The 22,831-nt window shown below is 46.7% G+C and carries 17 protein-coding genes; 7 read left to right on the top strand and 10 right to left on the bottom strand.

The annotated features are described in order from the left end of the window. Positions 1-4: 4 nt before the first annotated feature. Positions 5-1,540 (top strand): phytoene desaturase family protein, encoded by a 1,536-nt coding sequence (locus FEN17_RS08180; protein WP_138364777.1) that lies wholly within the window; start codon positions 5-7, stop codon positions 1,538-1,540. Next, complete coding sequence (locus FEN17_RS08185) at positions 1,533-2,780, top strand: NAD(P)/FAD-dependent oxidoreductase (protein ID WP_229208732.1); 1,248 nt, start codon at positions 1,533-1,535, stop codon at positions 2,778-2,780. The genes FEN17_RS08180 and FEN17_RS08185 overlap by 8 nt, the downstream gene beginning before the upstream one ends. Here the strand turns inward: FEN17_RS08185 and FEN17_RS08190 are convergent. Both FEN17_RS08190 and FEN17_RS08195 read right to left on the bottom strand, forming a co-directional pair. After that, the gene (locus FEN17_RS08190; RefSeq protein WP_138364778.1) at positions 2,777-3,823 is read right to left on the bottom strand and encodes a beta-ketoacyl synthase chain length factor; all 1,047 of its coding nucleotides are present in this window, start codon (positions 3,821-3,823) and stop codon (positions 2,777-2,779) included. The genes FEN17_RS08185 and FEN17_RS08190 overlap by 4 nt on opposite strands. Positions 3,824-3,858: 35 nt before the next feature. Next, entirely contained in the window at positions 3,859-5,490 is a 1,632-nt protein-coding gene (locus FEN17_RS08195) for a glycerol-3-phosphate dehydrogenase/oxidase (protein ID WP_138364779.1), read from the bottom strand. Between the two features lie 153 nt (positions 5,491-5,643). Here FEN17_RS08195 and lysM point away from each other — a divergent pair, with 153 nt between their 5' ends. Then, positions 5,644-6,102: a peptidoglycan-binding protein LysM gene (gene lysM / locus FEN17_RS08200; RefSeq protein WP_138364780.1), complete on the top strand. Its 459-nt coding sequence runs from the start codon at positions 5,644-5,646 to the stop codon at positions 6,100-6,102. 66 nt (positions 6,103-6,168) lie between these two features. Here the strand turns inward: lysM and rplI are convergent, their stop codons facing one another. The 4 genes from rplI to FEN17_RS08220 form a co-directional block, all read right to left on the bottom strand. Continuing rightward, positions 6,169-6,615 (bottom strand): 50S ribosomal protein L9, encoded by a 447-nt coding sequence (gene rplI, locus FEN17_RS08205; RefSeq protein WP_138364781.1) that lies wholly within the window; start codon positions 6,613-6,615, stop codon positions 6,169-6,171. 21 nt (positions 6,616-6,636) lie between these two features. Continuing rightward, on the bottom strand, positions 6,637-6,888 hold the full coding sequence (gene rpsR / locus FEN17_RS08210) for a 30S ribosomal protein S18 (protein WP_138364782.1): 252 nt from the start codon (positions 6,886-6,888) through the stop codon (positions 6,637-6,639). A 3-nt stretch (positions 6,889-6,891) separates the two neighbouring features. Next, positions 6,892-7,272, bottom strand: coding sequence for a 30S ribosomal protein S6 (gene rpsF, locus FEN17_RS08215; RefSeq protein WP_138364783.1), 381 nt, complete (start codon positions 7,270-7,272; stop codon positions 6,892-6,894). Positions 7,273-7,410: 138 nt separating this feature from the next. Continuing rightward, positions 7,411-8,352: a DUF8428 domain-containing protein gene (locus tag FEN17_RS08220; protein ID WP_138364784.1), complete on the bottom strand. Its 942-nt coding sequence runs from the start codon at positions 8,350-8,352 to the stop codon at positions 7,411-7,413. Between the two features lie 141 nt (positions 8,353-8,493). On the opposite strand from FEN17_RS08220, the gene FEN17_RS08225 reads away from it, so the two are divergent. Then, positions 8,494-9,156, top strand: coding sequence for a YggS family pyridoxal phosphate-dependent enzyme (locus FEN17_RS08225; RefSeq protein WP_138364785.1), 663 nt, complete (start codon positions 8,494-8,496; stop codon positions 9,154-9,156). On the opposite strand, the gene FEN17_RS08230 is transcribed toward FEN17_RS08225, so the two are convergent. After that, positions 9,157-10,212: a glycosyltransferase family 9 protein gene (locus tag FEN17_RS08230; RefSeq protein ID WP_138364786.1), complete on the bottom strand. Its 1,056-nt coding sequence runs from the start codon at positions 10,210-10,212 to the stop codon at positions 9,157-9,159. Between the two features lie 139 nt (positions 10,213-10,351). Between FEN17_RS08230 and FEN17_RS08235 the strand changes: the two genes are divergently transcribed. Continuing rightward, a complete protein-coding gene (locus FEN17_RS08235; RefSeq protein ID WP_138364787.1) occupies positions 10,352-10,729 on the top strand; it encodes a DUF423 domain-containing protein in 378 nt (125 codons plus the stop codon). A gap of 1 nt (position 10,730) precedes the next feature. Here FEN17_RS08235 and rodA read toward each other — a convergent pair whose 3' ends face one another. The 3 genes from rodA to FEN17_RS08250 all read right to left on the bottom strand — a co-directional run bounded on the left by rodA (position 10,731) and on the right by FEN17_RS08250 (position 15,668). Continuing rightward, a complete protein-coding gene (rodA, locus tag FEN17_RS08240) occupies positions 10,731-12,014 on the bottom strand; it encodes a rod shape-determining protein RodA (RefSeq protein ID WP_138364788.1) in 1,284 nt (427 codons plus the stop codon). A gap of 36 nt (positions 12,015-12,050) precedes the next feature. Further along, positions 12,051-13,982 (bottom strand): penicillin-binding protein 2, encoded by a 1,932-nt coding sequence (mrdA, locus tag FEN17_RS08245; protein WP_229208733.1) that lies wholly within the window; start codon positions 13,980-13,982, stop codon positions 12,051-12,053. Positions 13,983-14,102: 120 nt separating this feature from the next. Next, positions 14,103-15,668: an NFACT RNA binding domain-containing protein gene (locus tag FEN17_RS08250; RefSeq protein WP_310589749.1), complete on the bottom strand. Its 1,566-nt coding sequence runs from the start codon at positions 15,666-15,668 to the stop codon at positions 14,103-14,105. A 240-nt stretch (positions 15,669-15,908) separates the two neighbouring features. On the opposite strand from FEN17_RS08250, the gene FEN17_RS08255 reads away from it, so the two are divergent. Both FEN17_RS08255 and FEN17_RS08260 read left to right on the top strand, forming a co-directional pair. Continuing rightward, positions 15,909-19,532: a T9SS type A sorting domain-containing protein gene (locus FEN17_RS08255; RefSeq protein ID WP_138364790.1), complete on the top strand. Its 3,624-nt coding sequence runs from the start codon at positions 15,909-15,911 to the stop codon at positions 19,530-19,532. Between the two features lie 34 nt (positions 19,533-19,566). Beyond that, complete coding sequence (locus FEN17_RS08260) at positions 19,567-22,827, top strand: RHS repeat domain-containing protein (protein ID WP_138364791.1); 3,261 nt, start codon at positions 19,567-19,569, stop codon at positions 22,825-22,827. Positions 22,828-22,831: the final 4 nt, after the last annotated feature.

Consider the following 22,831-nt stretch of genomic DNA (forward strand, 5'->3'; position numbering starts at 1 on the left):
TTAAATGCAAGCAGCCACCGGCCAAAAAGAGTATGATTTTGTGATTGTAGGGAGTGGTCTGGGCGGACTGGCTTGTGCCGGTATTCTCGCGAAGGAAGGATATAGTGTGGTTGTTTTGGAAAAAAACCATCAGATCGGCGGGCATTTGCAGGTGTACAGCCGCGGAAAAAGCATTTTCGACACCGGCGTACATTATGTAGGCAGCCTCGATCCGGGCGAAAATCTTTACCAGTTTTTCAAGTACCTCGGCATTCTGGACAAGCTGAAATTGAAGCGGATGGATGAGGACAAGGTAGATGTGATCCGCTTTGATGACGGTAGCGAATATGCTTACGCTCAGGGATTTGAGCATTTTGAAGAGCAGCTTATCTCCTATTTTCCCGAGGAAAAAAATGCGATTGAGACTTACTGCGAAAAGATCAGGGATATATGCAGCAAGTTTCCGCTCTATAACCTGCGGGTTTCTGATGAAAACCATTACCAGACCGACGGCAGCGTCACCGGCCTCAATGCGTATGATTACATTGCTTCGCTGACGGAGAATGTCCGGCTGCGTAACGTGCTGGCTGGCGCAAATTTGCTTTATGCCGGCGTGAAAGAAAAAACACCTTTTTACGTCCATGCACTGATCACAAAAAGTTATCTTTCAGGCGCTTATAAGTTTATTGATGGCGGCTCGCAAATTGCGATCCAGCTGAGCCGGGTGATCCGCCAGCACGGCGGCCAAATTTTCAAGCATAAAAAGGTGGTATCTGCCAATTACCACGAAAACGGCGAGGTCTCGGAAGTAGTCCTCGAAAATGGTGAGACGGTGCGGGGCAGGCAATTTATTTCCAATGTACACCCGTCCATGACGATCGATATTTTTGGCAGCGACCGGTTTTTGAATGTGTATAAAAACCGCGTGCACGGCCTGAAAAATAGCATTTCAACATTTCTGGTGCATATTACTTTCCTTGAAAAAAGTTTTGAATATCTTAACTACAACATTTACCAGCATCATATAGATAATGTCTGGGACGGCGTGGAGTACGATCAGGAAACGTGGCCGCAAACCTATTTTATCTGCACACCATACATTTCAAAAACCGGTCAATACGCTGATTCTATGTCGATTATGACTTACATGAATGCGCAGGAGACCGAAAAATGGAGCGGAACTTTCAGCACCGTCGCCGAGCCGGGAAAACGAGATGAGGAATATCTGGAATTCAAAAAAGAGAAAGAAAAACAGGTGATCCGGAAATTGGAGAATGTCTTTCCGGGTATTTCTGAGAAAGTTAAATCGGTCCACAGCGCGTCTCCGCTCACATTCCGGGATTATATCGGCAACCGCGACGGCTCACTATATGGAATCGAAAAAGATTCCGGCTCTGCGGCGCGGACGCAGATCAACACAAAAACAAGGATTCCCAATCTGCACCTGACCGGCCAGAACATATCTTTGCACGGAATATTGGGGGTGACGGTAAGTGCGTTCATCACGTGCTTTTCTTTTATAGATAAACATATACTCGTTGATAAAGTTAAAAATGCCTGAGATTATGCAAACGGTTGATGTTGTTGTCATTGGTGCCGGACCAGCCGGAACAGTTGCGGCTTCTTATTTGAAGAAACAGGGGTACCAGGTGACCATTTTGGAAAAAGAAAAATTCCCAAGATTTCAGATCGGTGAAAGCCTGCTGCCGTGCTGCATGATGCACCTGGAAGAAGCCGGGCTGCTGGAAGCGGTGAAAGCACGGAATTTTCAGAAGAAAACCGGCGCGGCATTTATGAAAGGCAACAAAAGATGCGAGTTCTTTTTTTCGCAGCAATTCACCAAAGGCTGGACGTGGACCTGGCAGGTAAAACGCGCCGATTTTGACTTAACATTGGCAGAAGCAACCCGCGAAAAAGGGGTGGACGTCAACTTTGAATGTGAGGTTCTGAGCGTACAATGCGGCCCTGATGAACAAACATTGGAATACCGCGATAATGAGGGCGGATCGCATTCGATCAAATGCAAATTTATCATCGATTCGAGTGGCTACGGACGTGTTTTGCCACGACTTTTTGACCTGAGCAAACCTTCGGCCTTTACGCCGCGCGGCGCGGTTTTCTCGCATTTGGAAGATAAAAACCGTACGCAGGTAGCCAGCAATAACATTTTCGTGCATTCTTTCGACAACAATAAATCGTGGATCTGGGCGATACCTTTTTCCGACGGCTCAACTTCGGTCGGGATTGTGGGGGATAAGGAAAAAATTATTGCGCTGGCCGAAAATGGCGGTGAAAAGTATAAGCATTTCATCCAGAACTTCGAGGATCTGCACGGCCGGTTTGCCGATTCTGAATTTAAATTCGAGCCGCGCCACATTCTCGGTTATTCCATTGGCGTGAAGAAAATGTTCGGTGAAGGTTTTGTGCTTTCCGGAAACAGCACCGAATTCCTGGATCCGATCTTTTCATCGGGCGTCACTTTCGCTACCGCATCGGGGCTGCTCTCAGCCAAAATGACCGAAAGGCATTTAAAAGGTGAAAATGTAGATTGGAAAAAAGACTATGAAGATGTGATCCAGAAAGGCATCGACGTTTTCCGCAGCTATGTCACCGGCTGGTACAGTGGTGATTTTCAGACGATTGTTTTCGCCAGGGATATTGATAATGATATTAAAAACCAAATCTGCTCGGTACTTGCCGGCTACGTTTGGGACCACACCAATCCTTTCGTCAAAAAGCATGATACGATCCTGCCAACGCTGGCAAAAGTGATCAAAATGAAGGAGCAAAGTTTGGCTTAAAACTGCTTGTCGAGCAGGATAAATCCGTGCTGCGTTCCTTTGACGTGGTTGTAAATCAGGACATGAGTCGTTTTCCCGGATAATCCGGCGCTGTAAACACATTCAGCTGGGGCGATTTTTCCGCCGAGCAGCTGCACGCCCATCCAGGTAGCAAATGCGGACGAAGTTGGGTAATCGCCCACCATATTTTTGAATGTATAGGTGTTGCTTTCAGGAAAAAGCCGGCTTTGCAGGTTCTTGAAAATGTAGTCCGTACGGTTATCGCCGCTAAATCCTAGGATTAATGTATCAATATCATCTGGCGAAAGGCTGTTTTTCTCAAGAAAATACAAAAGTCTTACTTCAATCTCATTTTCAGGCAGATAACTACTCTGATCTAAATCTTTTATCCGGGCTATGGCCTGATCCGGCTCCGAACTAAGCACAAACATCGCTGCGCCCTCACCATTGACAGAACCGGGGCTATCGGTCGAAAGTAATGTCGCAGAAGTAAACTGCCCACTTTTGAATGCGCCGCTAAGGGAATCGATGTTGTGGTTGTAATCTGAGATTTCGTCCACATTTCCCACTAATAATCTTTTCGCGTTTCCTTCTTCGAGCAACATCATGGCGTCCAGCAAGGCCGCTTCAAATGCAAGACCATTGTGAACGTGGGTTGTGTTGTAACCTGTGATTTTGCTCATTAAAGCCAGGTTACCAGCGACGGCATTGGGCGTGCTTTGAACAAAATTTGTCGGCGTCAATGTGCCTTCGTTGTAATCCACAATCTGATTGAGAAATTTCAGGCAGTCTTCCAGCCCACCATTTGCGGTGCCTAAAATAATGCCGTCTACATTCGAAGATTTGATGAGTGGTAAACCCGCCCCCACTCCCATCCTGACCGCCTTGCCCATTCTTCTCAGCAAGCCGGCCGGGATCAGCGGCCCGTAATCGGGTTCAATAGCCGGGTATCTGTCGCCTTCATAAACTTTTACCTGACCGTCGAAAAAAGAATTGTCAAAAGTTTGTTGAGGTGAAATACAGGCGGTACTAATGATATACATTCCTAAAATAACATTGAGTTTGGTGGTTGGACTTTTTACCGGGCGTCCGAAATGAACTTCCTAATCTCCGCTGCGTAAGCATCGATTTGCTTGCGCTTTTCTTCTTCATTCCACCCCAATTCCCGTGCCATCAGAGCAGCAACCTCGGGCAGGCAGTTCAGGGTTTCATTCCAATCGGTGATTTCAAGCCGGATTCGTCGCGCCAGGAAGTCCCTGGGCGTCACGGCCATTTCGTGCCGGACGGTATGAATCACTTCGGCTTTAATGTAGGGATATTGAGCGACCAGTCTCTCTTTCAACGCAGGCTCCGCCAAAACAATATCGCCGATCAGTGACGCTCTTGATCCATATTTTTTTACTAAATGCTGCGAAATATCTTCCAACAAACCTGTTTTATCTGACAATGTTTTCCAGGAATCGAAGCTGTAATTTTCCCCGCCAGCCAGGATATGGTTATCCGTCGTGCAAGCATTTTGACGTGCAAAAATCTCATCAGCCTGGTCGATGGTATCCTTTGCCATCAGGCGGTAAGTCGTCCACTTTCCACCCAGCAAGCTCACCAGCCCCGAAGCCGCATCCACTTCCACTTCATGATCACGCACCAGACTTTTTGTTGATTTGGAAGGATCCGCCGCCAAAAGTGGCCGCAGCCCACCGAAGCCGGACTTCAAGTCACTGATGTTGATTTGTTTGGCTAAGTAAGGATTGAGCGTATCCGCGAGATATTGCATTTCCTGCTGGTTCAATGTTGGTTCCGCGTTGAGCTCGTCATTCTCCGTATCTGTCGTCCCCACCATCGTAGCGCCTTCAAAAGGAATCGCAAAAACGACCCGACCATCGGAAGTTTTCGGGATGAGCATGGCATATTCACTGTTCAACGTTTCAGGCGGCAGCATAATGTGGACGCCTTTGCTGGGCCTCAGCCGTTCAGATAATGTTGTATTTGCCAAAAGGCGCACTGCGTCAGAAAACGGTCCTGTACAATTAATGAATAGTTTGGCGCGCACATGTAAATTTTCGCCGGTAATCACATCCGTCAGTCCCGCACTGGTCAGCTTCCCATTTTTGTCTTTTTCAAAACCATCAACATTCAAATAATTCGCGATTGCTGCGCCACTTTCAGAGGCAGACTGCGCCAAAGCCAGGCAGTATCTTGCATCATCCAGCTGGCCGTCGTAGTAGAGTACGCCGCTGTGCAATTTCGTTTTGTTCAATGTGGGCATTTTCGCGAGGACTTCGCTTTTGCTCAGCCACTTGCTTTTTGGCAGGGTATCATTGATCGCAAATGCGTCGTACATCTGCAAGCCGATTTTGAAATACAACCCTTCAAACCAGGAACTTACTGGCGTCATCAATGCCAGCGGGCGGGCCAGGTGCGGCGCGTTTTTAAGCACCGTATGCCGCTCCTCCAACCCATGACGGACTTGTTTCAGCTGCGCAAAATCGAGTTTTTTGAATGCTTGTTCGAGGTATCTCACCCCTCCGTGGATCAGTTTGGTGGAACGCGAAGAAGTCTCCGAAGCAAAATCTTTTCTATCAATCAAGGCAACCTTATACCCACGCAAAACCGCGTCTAGCGCACATCCGGCCCCACTCGCCCCCGCACCGATTATACAGATATCAAATTCTTCATTTTTTAATCTATCGAGAGAAGCAATGCGGTTCATCAGCAGGAGAAAATAGGTCTGAGTAAATTAAGCCTGCCGCAAAAGTACAAAGTCAGGGGGATTATCGAGCCAATGGTACAATAATTGCTCCTTCCATACCAACACGCTACTAATCACCTGAAACAAAAATCAATTTAACTAAAACTGAAAATTATGGGCTTACTATCGTTTTTTACGGGTGCGGGGGAAAAGGTTTTCAAAAAAGAAGATGTTGCCGCGCCTACTCCTGCCGCAGAACCGCTCCGCGCCAGTGCCTTGCTCGCGCATGTCAAGTCGCTGGGATTGAAATACAATAACCTGACTGTGAAGACTTCCGGTGATACGGTCACCATCATTGGAGAAGTGGCCAACCAGGAAGATGCGGAAAAAATCGCTTTGGCGGTAGGTAATGTGGAAGGCGTAAAAGCGGTCGATGACCAACTGAAAGTAGCCACGCCAGCGCCTCCTGCCACTTATCACACTGTGGAAAAAGGCGACACGCTTTCAAAAATTGCCCAGACCGTTTATGGCGATATGATGAAATATCCGATCATTTTTGAAGCGAATAAACCCATGCTGACGGATCCGGACAAAATTTATCCCGGACAAGTTTTAAGAATCCCGGCAGCATAAAACGCTAAGTATAGACATAAAAAAAAGCAGCCCGAGAGCTGCTTTTTTTATGTCCTTTAAAGAAGATTAATCTTCTGCCGCAATTACATTCAAAGTAATTTTTGGTTTCACTTCTTTGTGAAGATCGATGGTTGCAGAATATGTACCGATCGATTTAACATCGTCAACGGTAATTTTCTTGCGATCGATATCGAAACCTTTGGCTTTCAGAATGTCAGCCACTTGGGTATTGGTTACACGTCCGAAAATACGGCCGCTTTCCCCTACCACAGTTTTGATATCAATAGTCAGGTCACCGATAGCAGTTGCGATATCTTCCGCATCTTTTTTCAGCTTCTCAGCTTTGTGCGCTGCCTGACGAACGTTTTCAGTAACGATTTTGCGGTTGGATGCATTAGCCAAAAGCGCAAATCCCTGAGGAATAAGATAGTTACGACCGTAACCTGCTTTCACAGTCACGATATCGTTCTTATAGCCTACTCCTGCTATATCTGTTATAAGTATGATTTCCATTGTTTGTAGCTTCTTTCTTTATTATTTCAATTGATCAGCAACAAATGGCAATAACGCCAAGTGACGTGCTCTTTTAACAGCCTGGGAAACTTTGCGCTGATATTTCAGGCTTGTTCCGGTAAGACGGCGAGGAAGGATTTTACCTTGCTCATTGATCAGCTTCAACAAGAAATCAGGGTTCTTGTAGTCGATATATTTAATGCCAGCTTTTTTGAAACGGCAATATTTCTTGCGGTTAATGTTCTTTTCAACCGGCTCGTTTACGAGTGACATAGCTTATGCGTTTTCGGTTTTAGATTCAGCAGATTCTTCTTTTTTCCTTCCAACAAGTCCTTTACGTTTTTTCTCGTTGTAAGCAATTGAATGCTTGTCAAGGACGATAGTCATGAAACGCAAAACGCGCTCATCGCGACGGAATTCTGTTTCCAAAACGTCAACTACATTGCCTTCGGTTGAAGTGTACTCCACAACATGGTAGAAGCCAGAGTTTTTCTTTTGGATAGGGTAGGCCAGCTTGCGCAATCCCCAATTTTCTTCATGTACAATCTTGGCACCATTAGAGGTGATGATTGACGTGAATTTTTCAACGGCGTCCTTTGCCTGGGCCTCAGACAAAATGGGAGTTAGAATGAACACCGTTTCATATTGCTTAGACATACGGTAAAATGGTTAATTATAAAATGTAAAACCCTCACTTTGGCATAACTACCAAAATGAGGGTGCAAAAATAGGGCTTGAAATCCGAAATTCCAAGCCACTATGTATCTTAAAAACGAGTTATCTGGCCTTAAAGTCCTACTTCACTGTAAAATCTCCCTGCCCGATCTTGAAACCTTCACTATAAACCTCAATTGCGTACTTGCCGTCTTTCAAAGGAATACCGCCGCGGCCATAGAAAATATCTACTGATTGATTGGTATTCGTGAAAGAAACCGTCTGCTTCGAGCTGTAAATCATCTCTTTACCATCCATCATAAATGAACCTGAGCCGGTCGCCATGTCCGAAAGGACGGCACCATCGGGATCAAGGATACGCAGGTAAATGTCTTTTTCATTTTGCTTGGCAACTGCATTTTCACCCAGCTTGAAGTTTATCCGCAGCTTATCGATGCGCTTTGCACGATAATTTCCACCTTCACGCTCCTTACCTTTTGCAGATACTGCATTGACAGTCAGGTTTTCAGCACGTAAAGCAGAAGCGATGTTTACCTTTTCAGCCAGCTCTTTATTTTGCGCAGAATAATTGTTCACTGAGTCAGCCAGAAGCTGCTTCTCGGATTCGAGGCCGGTCACTTTCTGGTTCAGCTCCTCGTTTTTAGAATTAGCAAGCCCCAATTCCTCCCGCAACCTGGAAATTTCCCCGTCTTTTTCAGACAAAACTCCTTCGTAGGACTTGATCTTTTTATTATAATTGGCAGCAGAATAAGTACTTGAATTTTTCAGCTCCTGCTTATCCTTTTCCAGCTGCGCTTTCAATGCAATCAGAGAATCGACGCTGCCACCCAGCTTCTGGATTTCCGCGATTTTTACGTCCAGCTCCGCCGAGATCGAGTCCAGCTTGGTTTTAATCGAAAGGACTTCCTCAGTCTTCGCAGTTATAATTTCGTCCTTCGCAAGATTCTCCTGTTTTTCGTGGTATATGAAGTACACAAGCACCAGATTGAGCAACAACAGAACTGCCAGAGCAGCCCATAACAGAGTCTTTCGGTCTTGTTTTTGTTCCTGATTATAGTCCATACAGAAGGTTAAATTTTAAATTTTAGTTGGTAAAAGAACTATGTTTTTTTCAATTTTGAAATATGTTAACATCGAATTCTGGTAACCGCCGGACATTTTCCTGATTTAACAGATTAATTATCAAAAAATTAGTACTGCTCAATGCCTTCGATCGCCGAGAATATTGCCCGTTTGGAAAAAGGATTAAAACAGGAAACGAAGCTCGTGGCTGTTACTAAAACCAAGCCAGTAGAGGCGCTCATGGAAGCCTATCAGGCTGGCTCCAAACGCTTTGGTGAAAATAAAGTCCAGGAAATGGTGTCCAAGTTCGAGGCACTGCCGAAAGATATTGACTGGCACATGATCGGGCATTTACAAACTAATAAGGTCAAATATATTGCGCCTTTTGTTACACTGATCCATTCGGTCGATAGCTTTAAACTGTTAAAGGAAATTAATAAAGAGGCGGCAAAAAGTGAGCGTATCATTGAATGTCTCCTGCAAATATTTATTGCGAGCGAAGAAACCAAATTCGGTCTGTCAGAGGAAGAAGCGGCTGAAATTTTAAACTCGCCTGATCTCGCAGCCTTGACACATATAAAGGTTATAGGATTGATGGGAATGGCCTCTAACACAGAAGATACCAACATTATCCGCACCGAATTCCGCGGATTAAAGGCGCTTTTCGAATCATTCAAAAAACTGGAAAACGACCGGATTGAAATGCGGGAACTCTCCATGGGCATGAGCGGCGACTATGAGATTGCCATGGAAGAAGGCAGCACATTGATCCGGGTCGGCAGCGCTATTTTTGGCTCGCGGTAATCAGGCGATTTCCAGCTTACTCATCACCTGCTCCACTTTATCCTGCACAAATTCAAATGTCAGCTCGCGGCAGGGAACACCCAGCTGGCGCACAAAAACCGCGTTTTCCTGCCGTCCGTATCCGCCGGAATAAGGATTGTAATCCGGAAAATTGTTCAGGGAACCCATCAAAATGATCCCAAATGTGCCGGTAGCATTTCCTAAATGCGAAGGCCCGCTGTCCAGACCGATAAATAAACTCGCCCTGCGTATCACCTCCGCGGTTTCCAGGATTGTCAGCTTTCCACAAAGATTTCTGAAAGACTGTGTACTGACGTTCAGGCAGCTCTCCTGCCCTACCTCAACGATTTCATAATCATAAGTCTCGGCCAGCCACGCCACCAGTTGTTCCCACCGCTCCGAGGGCCAGTCTTTCGGCGCGTAATTCGAGCGGCAATGCAATACCACGAAACGCTCAGGCAAATTCAGCGAATCAACTTTATGGCGCTGGGCATCCTGCAAATACAATCTCGGCTGATCATCTCCGGGAAATGCCGTTTTGGGAGGGATTAAATCGCCGGTCTGCGCAAAAACTTCCAGCAGGTTTCCGTAATCGAAATAATTGAAAATGTTGATGTTACGCCTCTCTGCGACCGGATTCTCAATGAAGACATTACAGGTCGGGCAATGATTGTTGTTCCTGAATTGCAGTTCAAAAATCTCATCGAATACATTTCCTTTAAAAAGTACGTCGCGCTGGGTGACACAGAATTCTGTAAAAACCTCATTGATAGCAGGGTTACATTCGACCAGACATTGGTAAGCAGGTTTTGTAAACCAGACAATGTGGGCGTCGGGATAAAGTGAGCGGACGTAGCGGGAAATGGGCTCAGCGGCAATGATATCGCCGAAATGTTCGGTCCTGACAATCGCGATGAGTTTCTGGTTTTTCGCCAGCCGCGATTTCACATTTTTGAAATAAAGCCTTGCTTTATAACCCAGCGCATGGGCTGTAAAAATGTGTGTATATTTTTTATAACGATGAGTCCAGAGCTGGATAAAGCTTTCTAATGCCATTGTGCAAGTCTTTTCCACTTTGGGCGAAAAGTTGTGTCCCGCCCTATTTTGAAGCTCGCAAGATAATAAAATTGCCGCAAAGAGTTGGTTGCGCCTCGCCCGGGGTCTAACTTTACCTGCAACAAAATAATCCGATCAAATGAAATTTATGATACAAGCCGGCGGCATCCTGGGCGCGCTGGCAGTAGCTCTGGGCGCCTTCGGTGCACATGCATTAAAAGGTATGCTGGAAGCTTCCAACCGCACCGAAACATTTGAAACTGCTGTAAAATACCAGTTTTACCATGCGCTAGCAATGGTTTTGGTAGGATTACTCATGCAGCGTGCAGGCGCAGACGCGATCAAGTTACTGGGCTGGTCGGGCAATGCATTTGCAATAGGTGTGATTATTTTCTCCGGCTCACTTTACGCAATTTGCTTCACCGGAATCACCAAATTCGGCGCCACCGCTCCGATTGGAGGATTGGCATTGATAGCTGGTTGGGTTTTGCTAATTATTGCAGCAGGAAAGCTGTAAATCAGCCTCTTGATAAGGTAAAAGGCCTCTGTGCGTCGATTTTTAGAAAAATAAAAAGGAGTATCGAAAACGACCACAGTGACGATCCGCCGTAACTGAAAAACGGCAGTGGGATACCGATCACTGGCATTAGGCCGATGGTCATACCAATGTTGACCAAAAAGTGGAAGAAGATAATGCCCGCCACGCAGTAGCCGTAAACCCTCGCAAAGCGGCTACGCTGTCGCTCGGCCAAGACGACCAGCCTGGAAATCAGTGCGATAAAAAGAAATACTACTACTGCTGTCCCCGCAAAACCGTGCTCCTCGCCGACGGTACAGAAAATAAAATCCGTGCTTTGCTCGGGTACGAAATCAAATTTTGTCTGCGTCCCCTGCAAAAATCCTTTCCCGGTAAACCCGCCGGAACCAATCGCAATTTTAGACTGAATCACATTCCAGCCAATGCCACGTGGATCAGAATCCGGGTCGAGCAAAACCATAATCCGGCCGCGCTGGTGCTTTTGGAGCACATTATTCATAAAGAAATCCACCCCGAAAACGATCCCGATCATCACAAATGCAATGATGATCGTAGCCCAAAGTCCTCCCCTCCTTCGAGTCATAACCGGCATCAGCCAGATTACCAGTCCCGCAATCACGATGATCGTTCCGGCGATGTACCATTTTACAAAAAGTAATGTAATAATGAGCAAAGCCGCCATCACCATGCCAATAGCCGGGATAAAACCAGGCATTCCTTCTCGGTAAAGGACGATCGCAAATGAGGCGAAAACCAGCATGGAACCGGTTTCATTGGAAAGCAAAATCAGAAATGCGGGAAGCGCAATAATGCCGATAATCGGGTAATAATCTTTGAGTTTCCGGGTCAGACTGATCGCCGGGTCGCTGAGATATTTGGAGATGGCCAAACTCACTGCCAGCTTGGAAAACTCGGCAGGTTGCAGTGAAAACGCGCCAATTTTAATCCAGGAGCGAGATCCGTTAATGTTAGAACCCGCAAAAAGCACCATCACCAGCAGCAGGATCACGACTGCATATATAATAAAGGAGAATGTTTCATAAAATTTATAATCAATCACCAGGATACAGATAATCAGCAGCGCCGCCGTACCGATCCACATTAACTGTTTTCCAGCATTATTGGATAGGTCGAACATGCTGGTACGTACCTCCGGATTGTAGACCGCGGCGTAAATATTGATCCAGCCAATCGCCAGACAAGCCATATAAATGAGCACGACCATCCAATCCACATTCTTGGTAATCGGTTTGTTCTCAGCCATTTGTTGGTATTTGAAATGCTTGTTTGGAAATAAATCTTAACGATTGAGCGCAACCGGCTTGTTCACTGCGGTCGGCTTTACAGGAGTTGCAGGCTTCACGGGCGTCGCAGGTTTTTTCTTGGTAGTATCGGCAGGTATTGGTTTTTTCTGGCCAGGCAAAACTACCTTGCTCATGAAATCAGCCTTCAACATTCGCTCTTCCAGTGCCTTGTTGGTCACTTTGCCCGTCAAATATTTTTCAATCACAAGGTTGGCAATCGGCGCCGCAGCAGAACCTCCCGCACCCGCATATTCCACAAAAACTGCGATTGCAATTTTCGGATCATCAACCGGCGCAAATGCGATGAAAATCGAACTATCATCCCCGCGCTTGTTTTGCGAAGTACCCGTTTTTCCGGCGATCTCGATGCCTTCTACCTTTGATCGTCTGGCAGTTCCGCCTTCCACCGCACCAATCATCCCCTCGATCACCGGCTCAAAATTGTGCGCGTCAACACCCGTTTCGTGCCGCACCAGGTAATCCGGGTTAATAACCTTTTTGTCACCGATACCATGAATAACGTGCGGCGTATAAAAGTAGCCGCGGTTCGCAATAATCGCCGCCACATTGGCCATTTTCAAAGGCGTAATCAGCAACTCACCTTCGCCGATACTCAAAGAATAAATGTTGGAAAATTTCCACCGGTACTCGCCATAGAAGCGGTCGTAGTATTTTTTATCGGGCAAATTACCCTTGTACTCACTCGGCAAATCGATCCCAAGCCGCTGACCAATACCGAATTTACTGATCCGGTCGTGCCAGTTGTCGAGCCCAACCGCAGATGCGCGGAAGGTATTTTGAATGTTGTTTTTATAAATCAGCCGACGAAAAACATTGTAGAAATAAGGATTGCACGAATGCATAACCCCGAGTGCTACCGTACCAGTCGCCGGGTGATTGTGGCAATGCATCGGACAATTGGCATGTGTAAAACCGCTCCCCGGCGTGATCACGCCCTCCTGCAAACCAATCAGCGCCTGGATCAGCTTAAATGTCGATCCGGGACGGTAACTCGCCATAACCGGCCGGTTGAAAAGTGGTTTGTAGGGGTTTCGTACCAGCGCCGCAAAGTTCTTCGAAAAGTATCGGCTAGCCAGAATGTTGGGGTCATAAGTCGGGGCGGAAACCATGGAAATGATCTTGCCAGTCTTCGGTTCAATCGCTACCACACTACCTACCTTATTGACCATCAGGCTGTCTGCATATTGCTGCACGTCCAGATCAATGCCGGTATAAAGGTTTTCACCCGCGACGGCCATGGTATCCAGCTCGCCGTTTTTCCAGGAACCTTTGTACACGCCAGCCACATTCTGCATTACGAATTTCGTCCCGCGCTTGCCGCGCAGCTCGTTTTCATAAATTTTTTCAATTCCGCTTTGACCAATATAGTCGCTCTGGCGGTAGTAAGGTTCCTCCTGCTTTTCTAGCTGGGTTTTCGTGATCTCACTCACATATCCCAAAGTATTCGCAAGCGTCGGCGCAGTGTAGGTTCGCAATGAACTTTTGGCAAATTCAAAACCGCCGTAATCCACCATAATGTCCTGAATAGAAGCGAAATCCTCCTTGGACAACTGCCGTAAAAACAGCGAAGGCTTCACCCGGCTGTATGCACTTGCAGCCGCCATCAGGCTGTCAAAATCATGTCTTTCAATCCCCAAAACCTGACAGAAACGCAGGGTATCGTCCACCCTCGCCTTGTAGGGTGTCACCAGGAGATCATAAACGGGGGTATTATATACGATCAGCTTTCCTTTCCGGTCATAAATCTGACCACGAAAAGGGATTTCGATCACGCGTTTGATGGAATTGCTGGACGATTCGATGGAGTAACTTTCATCCAGGACCTGTAAGTAAAAAAGTCGCAGCAAATAGATCAAACCAACGATGGCGAAAAAGCCGATGATTACGAAGCGACGATTTTCAAGCATTCTGCACTATGGATTCCTGTTCCTATTTTCACACGAAGATCGTCATATCACCAGACTTATCAAAGCCCGCGAATCGCGAAAAAGTCCAAAATCGGGGAATGTTTAACAAATATTGACAACTTATTCTCCCCTTGCGACGACCATCAAAACCCGCTCTTTATCAATCACAACCGCACCTTCCGGCAGGCCTTTCGGTTTTCTGACAAACTTTTTGGGCGTGTAAATTACCGGGCAGAGCGAGTCGTTCTTTCTTTTGGAATAAAATGCCGCCAATTCTGCAGCACGCTCGATCACGGGAGCAGGAAAATTTTTACCGGGCTGATTTTTAAGGACTACATGAGAGCCGGTTACGTCTTTGGCGTGGAGCCAGAGATCTTCCTTAGTAGCGTATTGCTTCGTGAGCAGATCATTGTTTTTCGCATTCCTGCCAATCAAAATCGTGTAGCCCATAAACTCCACTTTTTTGAAAAGCTCGTCCACATTTGCGGCAACATGGGTGTGATTCAAGCCGTGTGATTTAATGTAAGCACGCAGCTCCCGCAGTGATTCCATATTTTCGATCTGCGTCAAATGTTCTTTCAGCGAAACTTTTTCCCGCTCCCGCGCTTCCAGACTATCACTCAGCCGACTGATCTCAATCTTTTCGTTTTTCGATTTGCGGTAATAAGTCTCCGCATTTTTCTGTGCCGACAAATCTTTTTTCAGCTTGATCGTCACCGGCTGATCGCGATAGAAGTCGTATAATTCCGCTTTCTCGGCGCGTTCGGGAATCTGGTGTAGATTGGCCATGATAATGTGCCCGAGCTCATCATTTTTGATCGCGTTTTCAAGCTCCACCAGTTTGGAAAAAGTATTATCAAGATAGTTTTCTGTCTGCTGGATCCGCTTGCGCAGGATTCTCAGGATTTCCGCTTTCTCCGCATCAATGCCGCTCTGACGGATAAATGTCAGATAAAAAGCATTCAGCGCCTCCATCGGATCACTGTATTTAGCCTGGATATCACCCATTTTGAGCAGCGAAAGCGCGGGAATCAGGTCAATTTTAGTAATGTAAAATTCGGAAGCATTTAATTGTTTCAGCAAATCCTCGATTACATTCCAGCGCTCCTCGGCAATTTCAATGTCAGCAAGCCTGTCACGCAAATATTGGTTTACCAATTTTCCGAAAGTCGGAAAAAGCGCATCGTGCTTTAACTTATTTTCAAGATAAGCCTCAAAAGACTGATCAATTTCCCGGTCCAGCAAATCAACCCTGATGTTCCGATCAGCCAGTAACTTATTATTAAAAAGCTGCGTAACATTCCCCCCCGCATCCACCCCGATCAAATTCGACCGATTACCGAACATTTTGAAAACCAGCCTTTTCCCATCCTGAAAACGCACCTGCACCGCCCGCTCATTCTGAAAAACCGCCACAAAATCGACGACGGCATTTTCAAAATCCGTAAAAAGATTGACGCTATTCTTCCGCGCCCGGTCAAATTTTTCAGGAAAACTCAGACAAGAAAACCGTGACGTCAATGTTGCCTTGATAAAAAATGGCTTTACCAATTCCTCCCCAACATTATCCGCATCGGTTTCAGGTTCAGCAAAAACCAAAATCAACTCATCCTTTTCCTGACTAAAAGCCTCCACAAAAGCCTTCCCCGCCAATTCGCGATGCAACCGCGGCGCAAGCTGTTTCAAAAAATAATAATTCTGATGCACGTCTCTTTCTTGATTTCGGGCAAACTTAGGGAGATTTTGTGCGGCTGAAAAACTTCGACTGCAATTAGGTGAATGCGACGACTTCGTCAACCGATAGTTCAACAAAACCGACCGTTAGAAAACTGGATTGAGTTTCTGAGGCTTTATCCGTTACTTTCAAAACAGAGTGACGTCTAAATGAATGATTAAAATTTTCATTCATTTAAATGTCGCTTTTTTATGAGATTCAGGCTTTACGGCTGCTGCTTAGCACTTTTAGTACCCCTCACAAATCCGTGTTTTTCCCAAATCCCGGCAAAACCGAAAACACTCCAAAGTCCTACTGCCGCCAATTTTGATCAGCACGGGAACATTCCGGTCTCACTTTTCACGGGGAAGCCGGAGATTAACATTCCGCTCTATCAGGTTTCGAATCAGGAACCGGATATTCCGATTGAATTACAATATGATGCCTCAGGCGTCCGTCCGGACGCGCATCCCAGCTGGGTGGGCCTGAATTTTAATCTTTCCACGAATTACGCGGTGATCCGTACGATCCGGGACGGGCCTGACGATTGTCCGTACCAGGACAGCCGGGGCAAGCTGGGCTACTTTTTCACGGCCAATCTGGTCAATGATAACAACTGGAATACGGCGGCAGGTATCAAATCCATCGCTGATAACAGTACGCTGGGCAGAGATATGGAGCCGGATGAATACACATTTAATCTGCCCGGAATCGCCGGAAAGTTTTACTGGGGGCATGATGGAAAATTCAAAGTTGCTTGCGACCGGCCAGTCAAAGTGGAATGGAGCTCGCTCGCGATGGATACCAAGCCACCTTTCACGCCACCCAGCAACCAGGTCGACGTATTTAGCATTTGGAAAGGCAAGCCAAATTATCGGGAGCATGCCAAAGGCTTTATCATCACCGACGAATTGGGTATCCGCTATGAGTTCGGCGGCACGAATGCGTACATGGAATATGGCATCGATTTCTTCGCGCAGGGTTCTGAAACCTGGAACTGCAATGCCTGGTATCTCAAATCGATCACACGGGCTACCGGGCAGGTGACCGATTTCAGTTATGAAAGAGGCCCTATGATTGCGCAGATGTACTTTTCATTATACCAGGCGCAGTATAAGGTCAACGGTGGCGGATTTCTGGACGCCAGTTGCTCCGCCAATCCATCACTTTTTCCTGTGAGCGGACCAATTAACGGAAAGCTCATTTCGCCGATTTACCTGAAAGAAATTACTGGCACCAACTACAAAATCAAGTTCCTTTCGTCCCAAAGCACTGAGCTGCGGTACGATGAAAACATTTTTTCGGCGTATGTGAATTGGAACAAAGATCAGTTCGGCGGAAACAGCCGGACATTGGACATTCTGACCTATCTCTATCCCTGCTTTTATCCGCCTGAAACTGCGACGCCCGGTTGCGTGGAAACGAATCCGCCGCTTTCCAGCTTGCTGGCAGCATTGCAATGGAAAAAACTCGATAAAATCCAGGTTCAAAGTGCTGCCGGGACGACCATCAAAGAGTTTGAATTCACCTACAATAACCTGGCTACTGAGCGGCTGATGCTGCAAAAAGTGCAGGAAAAATCGGGCGCTAAAGCTTTGCCTCCTCATGAATTCACCTATTTCACCTCACCCGCGATTGCACTACCACCCTATGCACGGTCGCACACCGACCACTGGGGATTTAATAATGCAAAACTGATCGCCGCCGCTGATTTCAGCATTGCTAATTTTTTCAATAATTATGGCGCAACATTCCGTTCACCGGATGCAGACAGCAAATATGTAAAGCTTGGCTCACTGATTAAGATTAAATATCCGACCGGCGGCATGACAGAATTCACGTTCGAGCCGCATACTTATTCAAAGGAGGTCAAAGAAAAAAGGTGGTTGGGATTCGATACGTACGCCGCCGACAAGCTTTCGGGCGGCCTTCGAATTAAACAAATCAAAACCTACGACCCCAACATTGCAGGATCGGAAATGACCAAAAGTTATGCTTATGTATCCGGATTCAATGCTGCTGCGCCGAATGCAGCGTTGCTTTCAAGCGGTGTATTGGGCGGCAAGGCACAATATTACTGGCCTGGCTATCAGCCCAAACCCGATGGCAACTTCACTTACACGGAAGATGTATTTTCGACACAATCGGTGCTGCCCGGCTCGGAAAACAGTTATGGCTCACATATTGGTTATTCAGAAGTAGTTGAGGCTACTTCAACCGGCGGCTGGACAGTCTACAAGTTCACCAATTTCGATAACGGTTACCCCGACGCCGCGCCATCCGGAACATTGCAATCGAGCAGCACGGCTTATCAGCCTTATAATTCAAATGCTTTCCAGCGCGGAAAGAAGATTTCCGAGGAACATTACCTGCAAAATGGAAGCCTAGCTGGGAAAACAACATTTCAATACAGTCTGATTGGAAATTTAACAGACTACTCTGCCCGAGCAGAACGAACATTGGTTCGCCTGCTTTGTGATGGGGACAATCGGGTTTACGAAGGAACAGCCTATTTGATCGATGTCCGGAAATTTCTGCCTACGCAGGAATCCAACATTACTTATGACCAGGACAGCCCGGCTCAGTATTCTTCCACATTTACCAAAAATTATCAGTACTGGCCAAATGGTCAGCTGCATATCGAAGGACATCTGAACAGTGACGGCAAGGAGTTGAAAACCTGGTACGTCTATCCTGCCAACCTGAATGACCCGGTAAGCGTGGCGATGATTGCCAAAAATATGATCGGCAAGCCGACGTCTGTCTTTCATTATACCGGCACCGAAATGCAGCCGGTCGCATTGAAGCTGCACAATGTCATATTCGGGCTGTTTAACGGACTTTATCTTCCCAAAAAAGTAGAAAGTGGCGTCGGCACTGCATTGCCGATGGCTATGGTGACGGACATCGATTTTCTCACCTATGATGCCAGGGGAAACTTGCTTACTTATAAGGAGCGAAACGGATCGACCACCAAGCTGGACTACTACGGAGCTGCAGACATTGGCAAAACCGATTTGTTAAAACAGCGTACCGATTTTGACGGCACCACATTACCCGGCGTCACGACTTTCACGCACAAGCCGGTGGTCGGCATGGAAAGTTTTTCGGATGCAAATGCCAAAACTATTTTCTATGAATACGATGATTTTGGGCGATTGAAGAATGTTCGCACCGCAAGCGCGGGTGGTGCAGTCCGCGTATCCTATTGCTATAATTATGCGGGACAACTCGTGGATTGTGCCGCGCTTGCACCGACGGGCAGCATTGCTGCCGGATCATTGTCCCTGCTATCCGACGCCGCACTTCCGGTGACCTTGCTGGAATTTGAAGCTTTTGCCCAAGAAAAGATTGTGTTGCTAAAATGGTCGACTTCGATGGAAACCAATAGCGACCACTTTGACATTGAGCGCAGTTCAGACGGAAAGCGCTGGATTAAGATCGGATCCGAAAAGGCATTTGGAGAGAGCGATACCCTAAAATCTTATGATTTTGTTGACCTGAAACCGCTGGCCGGCGAGAATCTATACCGCTTAAAAATGATCGATACAGACAGCTCTTTTGCTTACAGCCGCCTCCGTAGTGTCTTGGTCGACGATCCTGAAAAACTGATTCTCTATCCAAATCCGGTAATTGTTGAGAACAGCATTCAATTGCAGACCGATGATTTAGGCCAAATCAGGGACATTACCGTCTTCGACTCTTCAGGAAAATCAGTCTTGAAATCCGCCGCAGCCGGGTCAATTAAAGTCGCACACCTCGCGGCCGGGATTTACATTGTCCAAATCACTTATACCGACGGCAGCATCCGCACGCAACGCATTGTGAAGCAGTGAGTGGCGGTTTTTTCCAACATTAAATTTCATTCAAATGATCATATCAATCAAAAACACACTTTTGCTGCTTGCTCTCCTCCCGCTAGCTGCGCTGGGACAGCAAACAAATAGTCGTAACTACATAATTTCTCGCACTTACAAACAATCCGGTGCGGACGCGAATGATATAAGTAAAGTAGTGACCGAAGTCCGGTACCTGGACGGGCTGGGAAGACCTTTGCAAAATGTTGTTATCGGGCAAAATCCCTCCGGAAATGACATCATTGAACCAGTCGAGTTTGATGGTGCAGGGCGGCAGGTCAAAAGTTTTCTTCGTTATGCCGCTGCCGGTAATGGCGCATTTCAAAATAATGCAGTTGCCAATGCTGCCACCTGGTACAATGCTAATTCGGCGGGATTACAGGCTTCTGACCTGGCTCGTCCCTATCTGGAAAACTTCTTTGAGGAGTCACCGCTGAGCCGTGTTAAAGGTCAAAGACAGCCGGGTGCAAAAAGCGCCTATTCGGTTGTAAAGTATAAAACCAATTGCTGCAACGAGCTGAAAAGATACGATTACGACCTGACGACCAATACAATTTCCCAACCCGGTGGCTACGCGCCGGGCACGATCACATTTGTTCAGACAACCGACGAAGAAGGAAAAACCGTTTCGGAATACACCGACCTCACCGGCGCGATGGTCTGTCGGCAGGTAACCGCCGCTGCGGGTGTGGTATTGTCAACCTACTATGTATTTGATGACATTGGCTTGTTAAGAGCAGTGTTGCAGCCGCAATACCAGGATCAGCCTTCGCTGACCGATTATGCGTTTACCTACGATTATGATGAGCGCGGCAGAATGGTTGTCAAGCGCGTGCCGGGCGGCGGCGTTACCGAGCTTGTTTACGATCAGTTTGACCGGCTGGCGCTGTCCCGCGATGCAAATCAGCTGGCCAGAGGTGTTTGGGCTTTTACGAAATATGATGCACAAAACAGGCCGGTCGCTACTGGCGAAATAACTTCTGCATTGACTAGAAATGCATGGGCGGCGAATTTTGCGGCGGTCAACGAGCATCATGAAGAGCGCAGTAATGGTGTGACGGCTGGCTATACACTTAACAAAACGGCACCTACCAATGCAGCAGGGGCAAACTTGCTGACGATCCATTTTTACGATGATTACGCATTTACGAAAGCCGGAAACCTGGGATACAACGCTTCATACTATCCCTCAAATAATGGCAATGTGAAGGGGCAGGCGACCGGAAGCAGAACGCGCATGCTTCTGGGAAATGGCGGCGCAGGCGGCTGGCTGACCGAGGTAATTTATTATGACGGCGAATACAGGTCCATCCAGACAAACCGGGAACTCTACGACCTCGGCGCAGGCGCAATCGAGCGTGTTTCGACGCAATATAAATATGACCTGGCTCCTGCGGTTGCAGAACAGAAAACCGAGCAAATGTTACCAGCCAATGTTACGCACACGCATTTGGTGACCTACCAATATGACCATGCCGACAGAATTTTGAGTGTAAAGGAAAAGGTAACGAGCGGGGCACAAACGAAAGAGGCTGTGACTATTGCGCAGAGATACAATGTGCTGGGGCGGCCTCAGAGCAAATGGTTTCACTCTTCCGATGGCGAGAAGTTCAGGCTGAGGACAAATTACGTTCAAAATATCCGGGGCTGGCAGACAGACGCGAAGACTGTTTACAAAAAGGATGCGAACGGACCGGACGCGGCATTTCTCGGCTGCAATCTGGCTTACGCAAATGGTGGAAGTTATTCGAACGGAAATATCAGCCAGATGCAGTGGCAAAATAAAGATGAGGCTGCTTTCACAAAAGGGCTGAGCTTTTCTTATGACGGTGCCAACCGGCTGACCAGCTCGACCGGACTCATGGGTTATCCCGATGTTGAAAGTGGTATCGGTTACGATAAAAACGGTAACATTAAAACATTGAAAAGGTCGGGCGCAGCGACGGACAACCTGGCGTACACTTACTTAGGTAATCGGCTTTCGAATGTCAATGACGCCTCAGGCAGTGATCTGGGAGTTAAAAACGGGTCGAGTAGTTATAGCTATGACGGGAACGGCAACATGACCAGTGATGGCAACCGCGGCGCAACCATCGCTTATAATTTTCTGAACCTGCCTAAAACGGTCACGATTTCCGGCAAAACCGCCACTTATGATTACGACGCATCCGGCGAGAAACACAAATACGCAGCAGATACATTGACTTTAAAATACGCCGGAAACTTTGAATACCGGCAGGTTGCCGGCGCAAATGTATTAGATCGCGTGGCACTGAATGACGGGCAGGCGGTTTTCAGGAAAGGCGTATTGAAGTTTGAATATTCGCTCAAAGATCATCTGGGCAATGTGCGGATAGTTTTTGACGAGGCTGGAAATATTTTGCAGCGGACTGATTACTATCCTTTCGGGCTGAGCATTAACCGGGATGGTGCGGTGCCTAAGATGCAGAATTGGGTGAATCGGTATAACTTCCTGGCCAAAGAAACTCAAATTGGCTCGGGATATATTGATTTATCGAGGCGCTTTTATGATCAGGCTATCGGACGTTTTTTGCAGGTTGATCCGGTTATCGGAGGACAGGAAGATCAATCGGTTTATCAGTATGGATGGAATGACCCTATCTTACGTAGTGATCCTGACGGTGCTTGTCCAAACTGTCCTAACAATGGAATGTCGTTTGTGGAAAATATTTATTGGGATGCTCGTGATAGAGCATTGTCAGCTACCTATACCGTCGGAACATATTTGGAGTCCTTAATATCTAATGATGTAAGTGTCAAAAAAATTAATGTTAAGTACAGTGAAAGTGGAAGACAATTTGAAATTGCAAACATTGAGGGCGATAAACATTTAGCCGCTTTTATAGGTGTTTTAGATATTGCAAGTGCAATTCCCAGTTCCAATATAGCAGGCTCCCTTCTTGCGAAGATTGGTGGCGCGAAAGGCGCAGTTTCCGAAATAGTTGGTCCAACAATTAAGCAAATATCTAGAAAGCTTAACGGAGCGATAACGGAACCAATTTTACCTCCAAAAACGATTGTAAGTAAGGATGGCGTAAATATTGTTCATTATACTAAAAGTGGCGATCACGGGCCTCCTCACCTTCATGTGAAAGGCGGCGGTCCAGAAACTAAAATTGGTCAAAATGGAAAGCCTCTGAGAAACAATCCATCTCTTACCTTCGAACAACAATCAATTGTAAGTGATAGTAAAAAGGAAATTAAAAACGCTATTAAAAAAATTGGAGCGTGGTTTAACTATAATCAGCAATAAAAAA

The sequence above is a fragment of the Dyadobacter luticola genome, from assembly GCF_005860805.1.
Lineage (GTDB): Bacteria > Bacteroidota > Bacteroidia > Cytophagales > Spirosomataceae > Dyadobacter > Dyadobacter luticola.